This window comes from Pseudemcibacter sp., from assembly GCF_965661635.1.
Classification (GTDB): Bacteria; Pseudomonadota; Alphaproteobacteria; order Sphingomonadales; family Emcibacteraceae; genus Pseudemcibacter.
Genome location: NZ_CBFIEP010000030.1, coordinates 19549 through 38296 on the forward strand (window position 1 = coordinate 19549; position 18748 = coordinate 38296).

The 18748-nt window shown below is 38.8% G+C and carries 18 protein-coding genes; 6 read left to right on the forward strand and 12 right to left on the reverse strand.

The window, feature by feature from the left end; genetic code table 11:
* The first annotated feature begins 8 nt into the window (after positions 1-8).
* Positions 9-515 (forward strand): YHS domain-containing (seleno)protein, encoded by a 507-nt coding sequence (locus ACTF6W_RS02025; protein WP_438992866.1) that lies wholly within the window; start codon positions 9-11, stop codon positions 513-515.
* A 4-nt stretch (positions 516-519) separates the two neighbouring features.
* Here ACTF6W_RS02025 and ACTF6W_RS02030 read toward each other — a convergent pair whose 3' ends face one another.
* Complete coding sequence (locus tag ACTF6W_RS02030) at positions 520-2592, reverse strand: M13 family metallopeptidase (RefSeq protein WP_438992867.1); 2073 nt, start codon at positions 2590-2592, stop codon at positions 520-522.
* A gap of 292 nt (positions 2593-2884) precedes the next feature.
* On the opposite strand from ACTF6W_RS02030, the gene ACTF6W_RS02035 reads away from it, so the two are divergent.
* The gene (locus ACTF6W_RS02035; RefSeq protein ID WP_438992868.1) at positions 2885-3646 is read left to right on the forward strand and encodes a class I SAM-dependent methyltransferase; all 762 of its coding nucleotides are present in this window, start codon (positions 2885-2887) and stop codon (positions 3644-3646) included.
* A gap of 2 nt (positions 3647-3648) precedes the next feature.
* Here the strand turns inward: ACTF6W_RS02035 and metW are convergent, their stop codons facing one another.
* Positions 3649-4278: a methionine biosynthesis protein MetW gene (gene metW, locus ACTF6W_RS02040; protein WP_438992869.1), complete on the reverse strand. Its 630-nt coding sequence runs from the start codon at positions 4276-4278 to the stop codon at positions 3649-3651.
* Positions 4271-5437: a homoserine O-acetyltransferase MetX gene (gene metX, locus ACTF6W_RS02045; protein ID WP_438992870.1), complete on the reverse strand. Its 1167-nt coding sequence runs from the start codon at positions 5435-5437 to the stop codon at positions 4271-4273. Before metX ends, metW begins: the two co-directional genes overlap by 8 nt.
* Before the next feature lie 192 nt (positions 5438-5629).
* On the opposite strand from metX, the gene hisC reads away from it, so the two are divergent.
* Both hisC and ACTF6W_RS02055 read left to right on the forward strand, forming a co-directional pair.
* Positions 5630-6718, forward strand: a complete 1089-nt coding sequence (gene hisC / locus ACTF6W_RS02050) for a histidinol-phosphate transaminase (RefSeq protein ID WP_438992871.1) — start codon at positions 5630-5632, stop codon at positions 6716-6718.
* The gene (locus ACTF6W_RS02055) at positions 6719-7633 is read left to right on the forward strand and encodes a prephenate/arogenate dehydrogenase family protein (protein WP_438992872.1); all 915 of its coding nucleotides are present in this window, start codon (positions 6719-6721) and stop codon (positions 7631-7633) included.
* Positions 7634-7649: 16 nt separating this feature from the next.
* Here the strand turns inward: ACTF6W_RS02055 and ACTF6W_RS02060 are convergent, their stop codons facing one another.
* The 6 genes from ACTF6W_RS02060 to ftsE form a co-directional block, all read right to left on the reverse strand.
* The gene (locus ACTF6W_RS02060; protein WP_438992873.1) at positions 7650-8693 is read right to left on the reverse strand and encodes a DUF2125 domain-containing protein; all 1044 of its coding nucleotides are present in this window, start codon (positions 8691-8693) and stop codon (positions 7650-7652) included.
* A gap of 69 nt (positions 8694-8762) precedes the next feature.
* Positions 8763-9437, reverse strand: coding sequence for a hypothetical protein (locus ACTF6W_RS02065; RefSeq protein WP_438992874.1), 675 nt, complete (start codon positions 9435-9437; stop codon positions 8763-8765).
* A 51-nt stretch (positions 9438-9488) separates the two neighbouring features.
* Positions 9489-10040, reverse strand: coding sequence for a lysophospholipid acyltransferase family protein (locus ACTF6W_RS02070; RefSeq protein ID WP_438992875.1), 552 nt, complete (start codon positions 10038-10040; stop codon positions 9489-9491).
* A 179-nt stretch (positions 10041-10219) separates the two neighbouring features.
* Complete coding sequence (locus ACTF6W_RS02075) at positions 10220-10792, reverse strand: YdcF family protein (RefSeq protein WP_438992876.1); 573 nt, start codon at positions 10790-10792, stop codon at positions 10220-10222.
* 6 nt (positions 10793-10798) lie between these two features.
* The gene (locus ACTF6W_RS02080) at positions 10799-11680 is read right to left on the reverse strand and encodes a cell division protein FtsX (protein WP_438992877.1); all 882 of its coding nucleotides are present in this window, start codon (positions 11678-11680) and stop codon (positions 10799-10801) included.
* Entirely contained in the window at positions 11677-12414 is a 738-nt protein-coding gene (ftsE, locus tag ACTF6W_RS02085) for a cell division ATP-binding protein FtsE (RefSeq protein ID WP_438992878.1), read from the reverse strand. The genes ACTF6W_RS02080 and ftsE overlap by 4 nt, the downstream gene beginning before the upstream one ends.
* 257 nt (positions 12415-12671) lie before the next feature.
* Here ftsE and ACTF6W_RS02090 point away from each other — a divergent pair, with 257 nt between their 5' ends.
* The gene (locus tag ACTF6W_RS02090) at positions 12672-13463 is read left to right on the forward strand and encodes an MJ0042-type zinc finger domain-containing protein (protein ID WP_438992879.1); all 792 of its coding nucleotides are present in this window, start codon (positions 12672-12674) and stop codon (positions 13461-13463) included.
* A 71-nt stretch (positions 13464-13534) separates the two neighbouring features.
* Entirely contained in the window at positions 13535-13909 is a 375-nt protein-coding gene (locus ACTF6W_RS02095; protein WP_438992880.1) for a response regulator, read from the forward strand.
* Here the strand turns inward: ACTF6W_RS02095 and ACTF6W_RS02100 are convergent, their stop codons facing one another.
* The 3 genes from ACTF6W_RS02100 to argH form a co-directional block, all read right to left on the reverse strand.
* The gene (locus tag ACTF6W_RS02100; RefSeq protein ID WP_438992881.1) at positions 13910-15649 is read right to left on the reverse strand and encodes a DUF4175 family protein; all 1740 of its coding nucleotides are present in this window, start codon (positions 15647-15649) and stop codon (positions 13910-13912) included.
* A gap of 291 nt (positions 15650-15940) precedes the next feature.
* Entirely contained in the window at positions 15941-17203 is a 1263-nt protein-coding gene (gene lysA, locus ACTF6W_RS02105) for a diaminopimelate decarboxylase (RefSeq protein WP_438992882.1), read from the reverse strand.
* A gap of 135 nt (positions 17204-17338) precedes the next feature.
* Positions 17339-18742, reverse strand: coding sequence for an argininosuccinate lyase (gene argH, locus ACTF6W_RS02110; RefSeq protein ID WP_438992883.1), 1404 nt, complete (start codon positions 18740-18742; stop codon positions 17339-17341).
* Positions 18743-18748: the final 6 nt, after the last annotated feature.

An 18748-nucleotide genomic window follows, 5' to 3' on the forward strand; every position in this document is an offset into this window, starting at 1 on the left:
AGTAAATAATGACGAATAATCTTTCGCGCAATCTTTTAATTGTATCTGCAATTGTTGCTTCCCTTTTTGGTGCTTTATCCTTTTATTATGCCAAGCAAGATTATCAAGCCGATAGCATTATTTTTAATACAAGCAAGGATATTGCACTTAACGGTTATGATACGGTGTCTTATTTTACAGATAAAGTAGCGGCGCGTGGAACTTCCGATTATCAAGCTGATTGGGCTGGCTCAACTTGGTATTTTACAAGCATCAGAAACAGAGATTTATTTGTCGCGAAACCCACAAACTATGCGCCCCAATATGGCGGATACGATCCTGTTGGTATTTCAAAAGGATATACTAATCCATCTGATCCTAAAATATATACTGTGATTGCAGGACGTTTATATCTGCATTATTCCGACCCATTTAGAGAGTTCTGGAACGAGGACCGTGGCACAAACATGGTCCTCGCTGATAGTAATTGGGCATTTTTAAGAGAGAAGCTTCTCAAACTGCAAGAAACTCAATAACTTCTTACCAAATCTTCACTCTATCCTCCGGTTTAATGTAAAGCGCGTGGCTTTCATCAACATTAAACGCCTCATAAAAAGCATCAACGTTATAGACAATCCCGTTCACTCTATAACGGTCTGGCGAATGCGGATCGGTTTGAATTTGTGTAATTAACGCTTCATCTCGAATTTTTGATTGGAACGCTTGCGCCCAACCAATAAAGAAACGCTGGTCACCAGTTAAACCATCGATAACAGGCGCCTCTTTGCCGCCAAGTGACATTTTATAAGCCATATAAGCGATGCTTAATCCGCTTAGATCACCAATATTCTCACCTAATGTGAACGTACCATTTACAAATGTGCCCACCACTGGCTCGTAACGGTTATATTGCGCCACAAGTTTTAAAGTCAGAGCAGCGAACTTTTCTTTATCTTCGTCTGTCCACCAATTTTCAAGGGCGCCGTCACCATTATAACGGCTTCCGCTATCATCAAAACCATGGCCAATTTCATGGCCGATTACCCCACCGATCCCGCCATAGTTGACGGCATCATCAGCCGGCATGTTAAAGAATGGCGGCTGTAAAATGGCCGCAGGAAATACGATTTCATTCATTGTTGGGTTATAGTAAGCATTGACCGTTTGCGGTGTCATAAACCATTCTGTTCTATCGATAGGCGCTCCAAGTTTCGCAAGTTCACGTTCATGAACTGTTTGTGCCGAACGCTCGATATTCCCAACAAGATCATCGGCTTTAATTTCCAACTTCGAATAATCTTTCCACTTATCAGGATATCCTATTTTAGGTGTAAATTTAGCAAGCTTCGCTAATGCTTTTTGTTTCGTTTCTTCACCCATCCAATCAAGTTCTTTAATACTCGCTTCATAGGCTTTAATTAAATTTCCGACCAAATCAACCATACGTGCTTTCGCATCCGGCTTGAAATGTTTGGAAACATAAACTTCTCCAACGACTTCACCAAGGTTACCACTGACCGTTGACACGGCTCGCCGCCACATTGGGCGCTGTTCTTCAACACCACTTAATGTTTTTGAATAAAATTCAAAATTTTGTTTATCCATTGCTTCATTAAGTCGGCCAGCCATATCATTTATCAACGACCACTTAAAATATGTTTTCCATGTTTCAATATCTGTTTCAGCCAATAAACCATTCAACCCTTCCATGAAACTTGGTTGGTTGACAATAATATCTGAAACATTTGATGCACCGGTAATCGCAAGTAAATTGTCTATGTCTAAATTGGAAAGCAGCGTTTTTAATTCAGCAATAGTATATTTATTATATCTTTTATTGGCATCTCTATTTTCTTCTTTTTTCCAATGTTGCTCCGCAATTTTGGTTTCTAATGCCATAATTTGATTGGCCGCTTCTTCTGCGCCATCTAATTCAGATAATGCAAACATTTTTGCGATATGCTCAACATATTTTGCGCGTGTTTCAACCGACTTCTCATCATCATTAAAATAATATTCTCTGTCCGGTAGGCCGAGCCCACCTTGCCAAGTTTGTAAGGCATATTGTGTTGGAATTTTCGCATCATTACTGACAAATAATGGAATAGGTGTACTTAGGCCGTATTTCCCAGCCTCTGCAATATATTCGCTCATACTTTTAAGATCGCTGATAGCATCTATCTGAGCCATTCTAGGGGCTAAGGAGGAAATACCTAGGGCATTTCTCGTCTCCATATCCATATAGGATTTATAAAGATCACCAACTTTTTGTTCGCTACTGCCAACTGATGCGCCGGAAGATGATGCCTCTTCGATAATCGTTCTGACATCCGCTTCCGCATTATCGCGAAGCACATTGAATGAGCCGAAACGGCTTTTATCAGCAGGAATATCGGTATTTTTCAACCAGGTTCCATTTACATATTCAAAGAAATCATCCCCAGGATGGACAGTTTTATCCATATTTTCAAATGTTATACCGGAAATTTCATCCGAGCCTATCATTTGTAATTCTTGATCTACGCTACCTTGTTCCGGTGAATTTGGCGCATTATCACACCCAATCATTAATGCTGCAACTGCAGCCATTGTCACTATTTTCGTAAAATTCATTTATTGCCCTTTGATTTTATTTTGGCTTTTTTGCTGGTTCTAAGTCTGTATGATTTTTTCAATATTCTCAAGAATTAATCGATAGAATTATTATTTATAAAAATCTTGAGATATTATAACATGTTTGTTATGTTATATCGTCTCTTAATTAGATTGTGTTGAAAGAGACTTTAATAACTTCTCCCTCTCTTTATCGGCCCACCAAATTTATTTGGGGGCCGATAGTTTTTCCTTTATTGGCTTTAGCTGATTATTCGATATAATCTGTCCTTAGAAATAAGGATAACTAGATATGTTCCAAGATGTGACGGAACTCAGTAGCTTTTATGGCACACCACTGGGAAAAATAGCGACACGCTTAATCCGTAGACAAATTCGTTCTCTTTGGCCATCGGTTAAAGGGATGGATGTCATGGGACTTGGCTTTGCCAACCCATATCTTGAAACTTACCGTCAAGAAGCGGATCATGTCATAGAAATCATGCCCTCTCAACAAGGTGTTATCCGTTGGCCGCGATATAAAGATCACGACAAAAATCGTTACGGTCGGTATTTAGGAAATGTCGCAACCCTTGCGCGGGAAACTGACTTGCCTACAAAAGACGCAAGTATGGATAGGATTATTCTCGCTCATTCACTTGAGCATACTGATTATAGTAAAGAAATGCTGAGAGAAGTTTGGCGAACGTTAGCACCAGGAGGACGTGTAATAATAATTGTTCCCAGTCGGCTTGGCCCCTGGTGTCGATCAGAAGCGAACCCTTTCGGGCATGGAAAACCATTTTCCTATTCGCAACTAAGGCAAATGCTTTCTAAAAATATGCTTAGTCCAACTAGACAAGCATCCGCATTATTTCTACCTCCATTTAAAAGTAGAACAATGTTAACGGCTTTATCCTCTTTAGAAAAAACAGGACAAAGATGGTGGAGCCAATTCGCCGGCGTACTAATTATTGAAACGGAAAAGCAAATTTACGCTGCCAATCCCACCGAAGGACATCGCATGCGTGTCAATAAACCAGTGATAGTTGGTTCTCAATATACTGAAAAATAAATCTACTTCGTAATGACATACAAGCCTTGAGTACCCAGAAAGTTTGAAAAGAATAGCGAATCCACACCCATTTTGCTGCCTGAGCTGTTAACGGCCATTCCTTTTTCAATCTTAATATCAAGTTCTTCACATAAATCAACAAAATCACGTATGGTGCAAAAATGAATATTTGGGGTGCTATACCATGGATAATCTAATGATTTAGTGACAGGCATTTTGCCTTTAAGCATCAAATGAAGACGAACGCGCCAATAGCCAAAATTTGGAAATGATACGACGGCGCGTTTCCCTACTCTCAAGAGTTCATTTAATATAATATCAGGACGGTCCATTGCCTGTAGGGTTTGGCTTAAAATTACATAATCAAAGCTATCATCAGGAAAATGACTTATTTCTTCTTCTGCATTTCCTTGAATAACAGATAGTCCTTTTGCAATGCTCTGATTAACACCTTCGGGACTAAGTTCAATACCTCGACCTATAACCTGTTTTTTACGGCGCAAGTAATCAAGAAGCATTCCGTCACCTGATCCAACATCAAGAACTTTGGCTCCTTCTGAAATCATATTCTCAATCAATAAAAGGTCGACGCGAATATCTGAGGCGCGGTGATTTTTCTTAAAATCATTCATTGGTCTTAATCCCCGCAACTTCAGCTTCCGCACTTAAGAAACCGGAAATAATATTAAACATTTCAGGACAATCTAAAAGAAAGCTGTCATGACCTTTATCCATATCAATTTCCATAAAACTGACTTGGGCACCAACGGCATTTAAAGCACGCACCATTTCTCGACTTTCGCGGGTCGTATATAACCAATCAGATGTAAATGACATAATGCAAAATTTAACATCAGTACCGTCAAAAGCTTCCGTTAAATTACCATTATAATTGCTGGTAATATCGTAATAATCCATCGCTCTTGTGATATAGAGATAACTATTGGCGTCAAACCTATCGACAAAAGAAATGCCTTGATATCTTAAATAACTTTCGATCTGAAAATCAGCATCAAAACCAAAAGTCAGTTTATCACGGTCTTGTAAATTTCGACCAAACTTTGATGTTAAGCTTTTCTCAGACATATATGTGATATGGGCTGCCATCCTCGCCACAGAAAGCCCTGCGTGCGGACGAGCATCACTTTCTGCGTATTTACCACCTTGCCAATCTGGATCCGCCATAATGGCCTGACGCCCGACTTCATGAAACGCAATATTTTGTGCAGAATGTCGCCAAGTAGATGCAATTGGCATTGCCGTTCTTAAACGGTCACGATAACCAACTGCCCAATGCATCACCTGCATTCCTCCCATCGAACCGCCGATGACAGAAAATAATTTTTCAATCCCTAGGTAATCTATTAATTTAACCTGTGCAGATACCATATCTGCAATTGTAATCACGGGAAAATCAAGGCCGTATACTTTGCCAGTATCCGGATTAATTTCTTTTGGTCCGGTTGTCCCACTGCATGAACCGAGCACATTGGCACAAATAACAAAAAACTTATCTGTGTCTATTGGCAGGCCAGGACCAATCACTTTTGGCCACCACCCTTCTTTACCCGTTAATGGGTTTTTACCACGCGCATATTGGTCGCCCGTTAAAGCATGACAAACAAGTATTGCATTTGATTTATCTGTATTCAATGTACCCCAAGATTTATAAGCTACATTAAAGGGTGATAAAGTCTCTCCAGATGAAAGTTGAAGAGGATCATCTTCGCCGAGTTTTACAACCTCTGCAAAGCCGTCTTCTTCTATATTATGTTCATCTGTTTCGTTCATTTTATAGCTTTTAATAAATTTTATCGTCTTAAGACTTCTACTAAAGCTTACTCTTAAGTCAACAAATCTTTGACTGATCACTATTAAAAAGAGTAAAAACTTTATCAATTCAGCACTATACGTCATTTTTTAGTGGTGCAATCCACGATATCCGTGTAGATCAAAAACAGTTATAATTATAAGAGAGTCGCCATGAATGGGCCTAAAACACATAGTTGGATTGAAAAACTTGACGTCTATGTCACCGGAAAATCTAAAGCGAAAAGCGAAAAACCGCCTGTAAAGCTTTCTGCTAATGAAAGTGCGCTTGGACCAAGCCCTAGAGCAATCGCAGCTTATAAAAACGTTGCAGAAGAATTGCATCGATATCCTGACCCCTCTTACCAAGAATTGCGTCAGGCACTCGCTCATAAACATAATATTGATAAAGATAGGATCGTTTGTGGCGTCGGGTCAGACGAGATATTAAAGCTTGTATGTCGTGCTTATCTTAAACCTGGCGACGAAGCCCTCTTTGTTGCACATAGTTTTTCTATGTATCCTATTGCTGTCACCTCTGTAGGCGGAGTTCCAATTGAAGTAAAAGATGTCGATTATACTGCCAATGTTGATAATATTCTGAATGCCGTATGCGAAAAGACAAAAATCATCTTTATTGCAAACCCCAATAATCCAACAGGTACATACTTACCAAATAGTGAAATTGAGAGATTGTGGCAAAATATTCCTGACTCCATTCTTCTGGTCTTAGATGCAGCCTATGCAGAATTTATCGAAGAAGAAGATTATGATGCGGGCATAAAACTGGTTGAAAAATCAGATAATGTTATAATGACGCGTACCTTCTCAAAGCTTTATGGTTTAGCTGCCCTAAGATTAGGTTGGGGATACGCTTGTAAAGAAATTTCAGAAACTTTAGATAAAATTCGTGATCCTTTTAATGTGCCGAGCAGCGCACAAATTGCCGGCAAAGAAGCGCTTAATGATATAGAATTTGAAAAACTTGCCTTTGGTCACAATAAAAAATGGCGTAATTGGCTGATGTCTGAACTAAATACTCTTGGGCTAAATGTAATCCCAAGCCAAACAAATTTTATATTATTTGAATTTCAAGACCGCGATAAAACCGCAAGCGCGGCCAATGAATTTTTATTACGCCATGGATATATTTTACGTTATTATAGCAGCCAAGGCTTAGAAAATTTTCTGCGATTAACAGTCGGAACCAAAGCCGAAAACAAAGAAGTCATTAAGTTACTTAAAGAATTCATGGAAAATTAAATGGCCCTATATAATCAAATTACCATTATTGGCCTGGGCCTAATCGGCTCTTCTATGGCACGCGGCATTAAGGAACGCGGCCTTACAGATAAATTAATCGGCTTTGATAACAACAAAGAATATCATTCAACTATTCAATCATTAGAACTCGTTAATGATTTGGCTAAAACAATTGAAAATTCTGTCGAAAATTCAGACTTGGTCATTTTAGCAACCCCAGTTGGAACTTATTCTGAAATTAGTAAAAAAATTGCCCCTTCTTTAAAAGAAGGCTCAACGATCACCGACGTCGGTAGTGTGAAATCTTCTGTTCTTAAAATGCTTTCTGCACACATACCGGATCATGTCCATCTCATTCCCGCGCATCCTGTTGCCGGAACCGAACAATCAGGCCCAAAGTCTGGATTTTCAAAATTATTTCATGACCGATGGGCCATAATTACCCCCCCTGAAGGTGCAGATAAAGAAGCAATAGAGAATTTGAAACAGTTCTGGGAAGCACTAGGAAGCAATGTCGAAATGATGGATCCTGATCATCATGATCAAGTTCTTGCAATAACAAGCCATATTCCGCATTTAATTGCTTATAATATCGTTGGCACCGCAAGAGACCTCGAGACTGTGACAAAATCTGAGGTGATAAAATTTTCTGCGGGTGGTTTTCGCGACTTTACCCGTATTGCTGCCTCTAACCCGACAATGTGGCGAGATGTATTTCTTAACAATAAAGATGCCGTCTTAGAAATGCTTGGTCGTTTCAGCGAAGACCTTACCGCATTACAGCGTGCGATACGCTGGGAAGACGGCGATGCATTATATGATATGTTTGAAAAAACGCGCCGAATTAGAAAACAAATTATCGATGCCGGGCAAGACGAAGATGTCGCCGATTTCGGTCGTCACCAAGATGATTAAGACTTAAGATATAAACTCATTCAATTACTGGCGGTAATTCCATAACCATTATGGGGCCAACATACATTTGGCCATTCTGCATGCTTATGGCAAGCGGCACTTCTTCGGGTAATGATGATGCGCTCGCTTGATTTTTTAGTAAGGAACGCGCCATTTCCGGAATATTATCATTTTCAGAAAGCCGTAAAAATAAAGAGGCAATATTTGTAACGGACGCATCAAAGGCACCCAATGGTTTTAAATTTTCATCCAATGTTAGATCGCCTGTTAATTTAACTTTTTGATCCACTGATCCATATTCAAAATTACTGATACTCAGTGTTCCGCCGTCATCACGCCATTCTGAAAGACCTGCGATAGAATAATCGGGCTGACTATTTGCATGTAAAAGTGTTTCAATTTTAATTTGATCCGCATTTTCACCTAAAACGGTATTCCTAAACTCATTAATCAAGGACGTTCTAGATTTAAAATAGAGTGCGCGGCTGACAGGCAAGTCATATGCTGATTGAGAAGTATTCCCACCTGTATTGCGCCTTAAATGAAATTCGGGCTGCTCTATAAAAGACACTTCATTTCCCTCACCTGGCAACCCATGCTGCCAACTTGTCAAATCCGCAATTATTGAAAGGTTATTGAGCTCATTTGTTCCCTCATCCAAAATTACCGATGACATCACTTTTTCAAAATTTATGCTCACAGACGGCATACTTAGTTCACCAATAACGGCATCCATATAATCGGTGACAATCACCGCGTGATTTGGCTTCCATGGTTGATATACGGCTGAAATTTGAGGGATTGTAATCAAAATAGGTTCCACAGTCATGAAACCTTCTGGAATTGCCGCATTAAATGTTGTCGCTTCAATAACTATTTTATAGGGAAACCCTGAAACTGTAACATCACCGACAAATAACTTTACCCCGTTAAGACGCTCTTCACTATTTTCCACCCAAGCTAGGGTCATTTCCTTTGCGTCATCAGCCAATTTAAACCAAAATAAGCTATAGGCAGCTATTAAGGTAATCACCGAAATTACAATTAATTTAAAACGCATCTAAAAATCCTATAAATAAAAAAAGAGGCAGAAAACTCTGCCTCTCTTAATACCTTATTTTTGCTAACTTCAAAAACGATAATTTAAACCCACTGAAATAACGGGATAAAATTTGAGATAGTTAATTTCATCCGTATCTCTAAAATCCTGTTCAACTTGCGCGATATTTTCAAGCAATATCGGATCGTTTGAAAGCGTGCCTCCTGTTGATGTTACATCAAGTCGTGGCTTGCCAGCAAAAATGATCCCAAGATCCATAAAGAATGACCAATCACTATCATCCGCAAGCGGGTTTCCCCAGCCAATGCCTAAATAAGGTGCTATAGACTTAAAATCAATTTCTGCATTTAAATCGCCAACTTCAGGGCTCGTATAGATTTGATCATCAATCTGATATGAATTACTAGGTAAAGCAGAACCACTTAGACCGTTATTATTTAAGACGAGTCCAGCCGTCACACGAAATGAGCTGTCCGTCACAAACCAATCACCCAAAGCCGTAAAACTATTTAATTTTACATCGAGATCATAATCATTACCTTCAACGTCCACTTCAGAACCAACCTTGAAATAGTTTCCGCCCACACGCACGTTTACACGATCAGCAACCTCAAACGTGGCCTCTAATCCTAAGCCTAAGGTACCCGCTTTTAAACCAATAGCCACATCACCTGGTGCCGCATTAGCATTATTATGAATAAAACACATTGATAATAAAACTAATATAGAACTAATAATCTTCATGATATTCTCCTCTTTATTACAAAATGAAAGATAGAATAGGATTATAACAATTTAGTTAACTTTAATTAAACTATTGCTGGCTTCTTCTATTTTATTTTCCAAGGTTGCCATAAAATCGTCTCTGCTAAGACCCGCGTCAATTGGCTCTAAGAAATCAAAAACTATATTACCCCCAGCCACAAGATGACCTTTTTTCGGCCAAAAAACACCCGAATTTAATGCGACAGGAATAACCGGTTTCTTCGCGAACTTATAGATACCGAATATTCCGGATTGATATTTAACACTCGCGCCAGGTAAAGTACGCGACCCTTCAGGAAAAATAATGAGTTGTCTACCATCTTCGATAGCGGCACCTGATTTTTGCATCATATCTTTAAGTGCTTTTAACCCACCATCTCGATCAACAGGAATCATACCTGTGTTTTTACAAAATTGGCCATAAAGTGGAATTTTTAACAATTCCTTTTTCATGATAAATGCTGGATGAGATACAATGGTATGCATCACAAACGTATCAAAAGAAGATTGATGTTTCATAGCGATAAAAGCACCGCCATAGGGTACATTTTCGATGCCCCGAATTTCTAATCGAATATCCATTATTATCTTTAAGAAAAAAAGCACGCCATAAGACCACCGCCGCTGACAGGTAATTAACGCATCACGAGAAAGCCAAAAAAAAGGAATATAAAGAAGACAAAACAATGTCGTCCACAAATAAAATACCGCTTTAAATAAAAAAGAGCGCAGCATATATGGCTTTTCCCTTCAAATAATCTTTATGCTTCATTATTATAAATTTGACTAGAAATTCGTGATCTGAGTAGGCTAATGATATATTTGCTATATTCCTGTGACAAGTTGAAATAATTAATGTTTTCTGGTCTCCATGATCCAACTGGATGCTCGATAAATAAAATTTCCGGCATAAAACGTTTAAATTCAACCATTGCCCGAGGCATATGCTCTAGTGAGGTAACAACACGAATTGTCTTTATATCGTTTTCACCAACCCACGTCATCGTCTCTATCGCATTACCGACCGTATCAGCAGCCTCTTTTCCACTTTCAACACAGCAGGATGACAATTCAGGACCCGTTCCCAATAAATTTATAAGCTGATCTCGGGTTACTTTAGTATCAACCCCTGAAACATATAATTTCTCCGCCAATCTTTCTTCTAAAAGTATACCAGCGACACTTAATCTATTTTGGCCACCCGTCAAGACGACTATAGCGTCCGTCTTATCTGAAATATTCATTTGTTTATTTGAAAGTTGATTGATAAACCACAAATATCCACCTAACCACATCAGAACCAAAGTAAGAAATAGATAAAAAAACGCTCGCATGAATTATCAAACCATCCTTCCTAGTTCACGCAGCACCGTTACTCGTGCTGTTAACATCGTTAAAAAAGCGAAGAAGAAAGGAAAAAGTAGGAGACTAGAAAGCGTTAAAAAGGGAAATGAAGGAATTTCCACTAAGCCTTCAGAAATATTCTGAATAAGTATAAAAAGAATATAAATAGTCAGCAAAGTTAAAACGAGCCCCCCTAGGCCCCCTTTAATACCATAGATCATAAATCTATTTTGATATGCCTTCGCAATCATATGGTCTTGTGCCCCCATTAGGTGCATTATTTCGATCGTTTTTTTATGCTCGGCCATACTCGATTTAGTACCAAAAATAACAATGCAAATCGACGCCGCTAAAATCATAATCAAAATTGAGAAGGCCGTATATTCTATAGTATTTGCTAAATTATAAAAATGACTAAGCCAACGTGCATGATCATCCAAATAAACGTTCTCACTATATTGACGCATCTGACTTTCGAGGGCGTCCAAATTAACATAAGCGTCATCACTGGTTTCAAGATCAATCATGACTGGTACAGGCAAATTATCCGTAATATTTCCAGACCCTAACCAAGGTTCAAGAAGAGCGGAGATTTCTTCATCAGATAATATTCTCACCGATTTAATACCTGGTGTCCCTCTTAATTCATCTTGTATTTCAAGCGCCTCTGACATAATTGCGGACTTTTCTTCACCCGTAATTTGAACTGTTACTCTACCCTGCAAAGAACTAGCCCATTCATCAAATCCTGAATGAAGAAGTAGGCTACCTGCGGCGAACAAAGCACTCAAATAAACCATAATGGCCATAGCCCATGGTAATAATTTTGTCGCTTCTCTATTTTTTACAGAAGGTAAAAAATCAAATGAAGGGCTCATATTTTAAACTCCCCATCCTGATTAAGAAACTCAGATGGGGGTCTCGTACCCTCCAAATAGAGAAGTTTCCCAGTTTCCAAATGTAACCGTGGTGCACCAATTTTACTCACTAGACCATTATCATGGGTCGCTATTACAATCGTCGTACCAAGTTTATTCAGCTCAACAAAGAGATACATTAACCGTTCCGCCATTTCAGGGTCCACGTTTCCTGTAGGTTCATCGGCAAGAAGTATATCGGGCCTTCTAATCACAGCCCTTGCAATTGCTACCCGCTGTTTTTCGCCTCCAGATAATTCTGAAGGAAAAGCCTGCATACGTTGCTTTAGACCCACCCAGCTTAAAAGCTCTTCAACATGTTCATTTATTTGCGCGCCACTACCGCCAGCAATGCGCAAAGGAAGTGCCACATTCTCTACAGCGGACATATGATCTAACAACCTAAAGTCTTGAAATACAACTCCAATTCTACGCCTTAATTTCGGCAATTCTTCGCGCGGTGATTTTGCAACATCTCGTCCGAACATTATAATTTCGCCACGCCCTGGACGATGTGCTAAATATAGTAATTTCAATAATGATGTCTTACCAGCACCGCTAGGACCGGTCAGAAAATGCATCGAGCCAGGCTCTAATTTAAAAGACACGTCTTTTAAAACATCATGTCCTTTATTATATCCCATACTGACATTTTTGAATTCAAGCAAGGAAAGCCCCTTTAATGATCTTATCATTTCGTTTAGATCATAGTCAGTTTAAGAATGCAATTCCAATTGGTTCATTTTATGGCAATAAAATAATAAGACGATGAAATAGCACCAATAATTTTATGATTACACAGACCTTCGACAATAATTTGTTAATGAAACTATCATAATATGCAGTCGTTAATAAATTTAATATTTCGTAATCCTATTGAAAATCATATAAACCCATACTATAACGTGATTTTTCAATGTTATAAAATTAAGAAGGGGAAGTAAAAAATCCAATGATCCTTACATGTCCAGAATGTAAATCAAGATATGTAGTAAATTCGACCGTGTTACTTCCCAATGGTCGAACGGTTCGTTGTGCGAAATGCAAAAATACATGGTTTGAAAAAAAACCTAAAGAAGACGTAGAAATCATTCCATCAGATGATGAAAATGTAAAATCTGATAATATCCAAAACCCAGAAAAAAATATTAACAATAACAATTCAGACAATACTGAAATAGAAGAAGACTTTGACTTTCCAATCAGTCAGCCTCGAAAAAGAAAGCGTCCAATCCCGAAAGGATCAAACCTTCCCGCCTTACAAAATCAAAAATACGGCTCAGGAAAAATGGGGTGGATATCGCTTGTCATTTTCTTGACAGCGATCATAAGCCTATTCCTGATCTTTCAAGAGAGTATTTCATCAAGTTGGCCTGCTTCTAAAAAATTATATGCTGCAATTGGACTTGATGGTGCAGAAATAGAAGTTAAACCAGAGGCTCCTTATGTTGACCCCATAGAAGAACGACTGGTAATTGGTGGTTTAGCGCCAAGACGAGAAAATATAAATGGCGTAGCTAATCTTGTTATAGCAGGACATGTAGAAAATATTTCAGACAGCCAACAAGATATTCCAGATTTAAGAATAAGATTACTCGATGAACGCAATACGGTACTAAGAGAATGGAGTTTCCAGGCAAATCAAACGTTCGTTAATACAGGTGAAAAGGTTGCTTTTGAAACCTCCCTACCCAACTCGCCTAATGACGCTCGAGACATTAGCGTCACATTTGCAACAAATTAATTTGCTTATATAAAGAAAATATAAAGATTCTACGTGTAGACATATCATGATTTATAAAAATTGGAAGATATATGGCACGCATTTTAATTGCAGAAGATGAAGTAGCAGTTCGAACATTTATTTGTCGAGCCCTAAAGCTGCGCGGTCATGAAACCCTTGGAGTGGCCGATGGCGGAGAGGCTGTCGTCGAGCTTGAAAAGGGTGAATATGATCTCCTTCTCACTGATATAATCATGCCTGTGATGGATGGCATATCACTGGCTTTAAAAGTCACAGCGGAGCATCCCGAACTTCCCATTCTAATGATGACTGGCTTTGTACACGAGAAACAACGCGCAAATGACATTGGAAATTTGATCCATGATGTTATTAGCAAACCATTCTCACTCGACGAAATTTGTCATGCCGTAGAAGAAGTGCTAAGTGTCAAAAATAGCATTCATTAATTATGAAACCGGCTTAGAATTAATTTCTTTTAAAATATTTTGAAGTTCAGGCGAACGAGATACTGGCTTATTAAGAACTCTCTTAAGATTACTCATCACAGCAATTAATTCAGATTGTGACTGTGTAACTTCTGCTGTATCGCTTTTTTTCATACTCGATAAAATTTCTTCTATGAGATCAGATGCATTATTTATTAAAAACCCGGATGTGGAACCCGAGAAAGATATTTTGTCACCAAGCATTTTAACGGCGGCCCCAACTTTTTCCTGAAGAGCGATCTGATTTTTTTTATTATCTTCTTTCTTATCTTCATTCAAATTGGAGCGTTTACTAGTGATTTTACTTGTCATTTGTTCATTATAGGAACTTGCAAGAAGTGTTTTTTGAATTTTGATAAGATTATCAATAATTTGACGGCTTTCGGTTAGCGCGAAATAATTTCCAAGCCCATCGCGGCTAAAAATGAGGTCATCATTCTGAACCAATCCTTTTTCCATAAAATCAACAATAAGGGACGAATTATAAAATTTCTTTTGATCGCTAAAGGCAAGAATATAACTGTATAATCTACGTAATGCTTTTATATCAATTTCAAGATCATATCTGTTTGATATATCTTGCGAGGCTATAAAGGAATAATCTTTAAATAATTGATCAGCCGTTCTTAACTTTTCTCTAATTTCAAGCACTTCTTGCTTTTGTCTTATGGCCAGTCTTAACTCATCAAGAGCCGCTAGAAGATCGCTTTCAATGACACCAATTCCATTATTTTCAAGGGTCTGGGCAGTATCCCAAAGTAAATCTCTCGCCGTTACAACATCATTTTCCTCAGTCGGGTTTGCCAAACGCCAATAAGCAGATCTTAACGCCATATAATATACAGCCGGCAAGCCTTCTTTTTCACCAAGTAGACCGAGAGCCTTCAAATGACGTAATATTCTTTTCTTGTCATATGACGGTTCCATCAGTTCTAATCTAAGATCAATTAGATTACCAGCCACCGGATGTTCATAGACTTTTTCAGGTATTAAAATATCTTTTAAAATAGACGTGGTTTTTTGTCCGGCTTCATCCTCTATAGATAATACAATATCGGCGGTTTCACCTGATAACAATGAACCTGAAAAATCCGCATAATAAATACTATTAATCGATCTGACATTTCTAATCGCTAATGGCTTGATTTCTTCTTGATTACCGTTTTGATCTTGAATAGCAATAGAAGCATTCATTAATTTCCGGTCATCATCCACATCAACCTTAAAGGCCAAATACCCCTTGTCATTTTCATATTCTTCTATGGTAAAATGATCTATCTCGGGTTCTCTATCATCGATAACGATAATTGGCCATTCCCCAATTTTGTATGATCCCTGCATTAATGCCCATGATGTTTGTGTATTAATCTGGGTCGATGCGATGAATTCATTATCGCCTACTTGTTCAAATGCAACTTTTGAACCATCAGATAAAAGAACTTTAGGGGCCCACTTTGTACCCGTAACCTTTAAATCAATGACGCTACCTTCATAGATTGGATTAATATCCTCATATCCTTCATCAGACAAAACAAGTTGTTTTTGCGTCGTATCTTGATCAAGGTAAAGTGGCGGCGTTAACGTTGCCGTAATTTCGGGTTTTTCATAATCAAATAACGCACGCGGCTTAAGAGTTAATGTTGTCAAACGGCCAAATTCATCGCCACTTACTAAGGCACCAACAAGCACGGCGCCTAGCACAACAAAAAACCTTCTTCTTGTATAGCTGTGATTAAATTTTATTTTTCCAAAAAAAGTAAAAATTAGCAGTAACGCGCAAACAACAATTAGAGAAACATAAAATACAGCTTGTAATACGGGAGAAAAACTTTCCCAAATATCAAATAGCGACAGTGTGTAATATAAAAGTAGTAATGTTATTGGTGGTATAACAACATCAACCATTCTCTTCAGTGAGAATGACTTAAATGTTTCAGCAGATTTTGCGTTACGATCTTCTAACAGAGCACACCCTTTATATCTTATAAGAACCTATTCTGACAGCCAAGGGGGAAGTTGATCAAGTCCAATAATTTCATCATAGCTTGGTCTAGGCCTCACAACAGCGAATTGTTCATTATTTACAATAACTTCCGGGACTAGCTTTCTTGTATTATAAGTGCTCGCCATAACGGCCCCATAAGCTCCCACTGAGCGAATCGCTAATAAATCACCTTTTTCCATTGGGCTAACCAATCTATTGGTCGCAAATGTGTCCCCTGTTTCACAAACTGGCCCGACCACATCATATAATGTGCTGGGCTCGTTTGTTTCTTTAATGGGATCAATACCATGGTATGCATCATACATACTGGGGCGCACTAAATCGTTCATGGCGGCATCAATGATGAGAAACTTTCTCTCTTCGCCTTTTTTCACATAGACCACCTTCGAAACGAGCACGCCTGAATTTCCAACCAAAAAACGGCCCGGTTCAATGATAATACGACACCCTAAATGATTTGTAACGCGCTTGACCATTTCTGCATATTCTTTTGGAAGCGGGGGAAAATCGTCACCCTCATAAGGAATACCAAGGCCACCGCCTAAATCAAGTCGCGTAATATCATGTCCATCTTCACGTAATGTTTCTACAAGTTCACTAATACGGATAAACGCTTCTTCAAACGGGTCAAGTTCCGTTATTTGTGAGCCTATATGCAAATCTAATCCAACCACATTAATACCAGGACGTTTAGCCCCATCTGCACAAAGACTACGTATGTTTTTCCAAGGAACACCAAATTTATTTTCTGATTTCCCTGTGGAAATTTTTGCATGTGTTTTTGCATCAACGTCGGGATTAACCCGGAAAGTGATATCAGCCGTTTTTTTCATTTCATCAGCGACAGCACTTAATCGAAAAAGCTCAGGTTCACTTTCGACATTAAATTGGTAAATGCCCTGTTCTAAAGCAAATTTCATTTCATCAACTGTTTTCGCTACACCAGAATAAACAATTTTAGAAGCAGGTACACCAGCTTTAAGCGCTCGGCGCATTTCACCTTCTGAGACGACATCAGCACCAGCACCAAGCTCAGCAAATGTTTTAATAACCGCCTGATTTGTATTTGCCTTGACGGCATAACAAATTAACAGGTCTATATCACCAAATGCATCTATAAATTGATTATATTGATAAGCAAGTGAGGCACTGGAATATAAATAAAAAGGCGTCCCTACTTCTTCTGCGATCGTTGAAATTTTTACATTCTCAACGACCATTTCACCATTACGGTATTCATAAAAATTCATCTTCTATACTCGACTAATGCTATTCTTTTGGTGCTTCATAGCCTTCTGGCGGTAATAAATCACCGCGTTTGCCACAGGAAAATAATGCTGATGACAAGGCTATCATTAAAATAATGGTGAAATAATCTTTCATAATTATCCTATTCTTTTCTTAGCACTTTCAACCTGTTTTAAAACTTCAGACGGTGCCGTACCACCAAAACTTACTCTGCTTGCAACTGATTTATCAACACTTAATACATTAAAAACGTCATCTGTGATTAATGGCTCTATAGTTTGCATTTCTTCAAGTGTTAATCCATCAAGATCACAACCTTTCTTTTCAGCCATCGCGACCAAGGACCCAGTAATATGGTGCGCTTGTCTGAAGGGAAGCCCTAATACTCGAACAACCCAATCGGCAAGATCTGTTGCAGTAATAAATCCTAAATCCGTAGCTTTACGCATTTGCTCAGGATTCACTTTCATATCCTCAACCATGCCTGTCATTGCCGCAATAATCAGCGAATATGTTTCCACTGCATCAAAGGTTGCTTCTTTATCTTCTTGCATATCCTTAGAAAAAGTTAGTGCAAGGCCCTTCATTGTTATCAATAAACTATTTAGCGATCCAATTATTCGGCCAGATTTACCACGGCATAATTCTGCAGCGTCCGGGTTTCTTTTTTGCGGCATTATCGATGAGCCGGTCGTGAAGCTATCTGACATTTGAATAAAATTAAATTGCGCACAAGACCACGTCACCATCTCTTCAGCTAAGCGCGAAACATGCACTGCACTAATAGCCGCCGCCGACATAAATTCCAGGGCGTGATCTCTGTCTGAAACCGAATCCATTGAATTTGCCGTTGGTCCATCAAACCCAAGTGCTTTTGCAGTTTGATGACGGTCAATCGGAAATGATGTCCCTGCCAAAGCAGCCGCACCAAGCGGGCATTCATTTAAGCGTTTTCTTGCATCTTGAAAACGACCTCTATCACGGGTAAACATCTCAAAATACGCCATCATATGGTGACCGAAGGTAACCGGCTGAGCACTTTGTAAATGTGTAAAGCCCGGCAGGATAACATCAGCGTTTTCTTCAGCGATATTAATAAGCGCTATTTGTAAAGCTTTTAGTGCTTCATCCGCTTGATCGCATGCGTCACGAACATAAAGCTTAAAATCTGTTGCAACCTGATCATTTCGTGATCTTGCCGTGTGAAGTCTTCCCGCTGTTGCACCAATTATTTCAGTCAACCGCGCCTCAACATTCATATGAATATCTTCAAGTTCTGCAGAAAATTCAAAATTCCCTTCAGTAATTTCTTGCTCAATCTGCGTAAGCCCATCTTGAATGGATTGGCCGTCTTCGTTCGTAATAATACCTGTTTCGACCAACATTTTACAATGTTCGATTGATCCTTGGATATCTTGCCTGTATAAGATTTTATCAAAATCAATGGAGGCGTTGATTTTTTCCATGATATCGGAGACGCCGCCTTCAAAACGGCCACCCCATAATGTATTGGCTTTTGGTTTTTGAGTATTTTCAGTCATTTTACA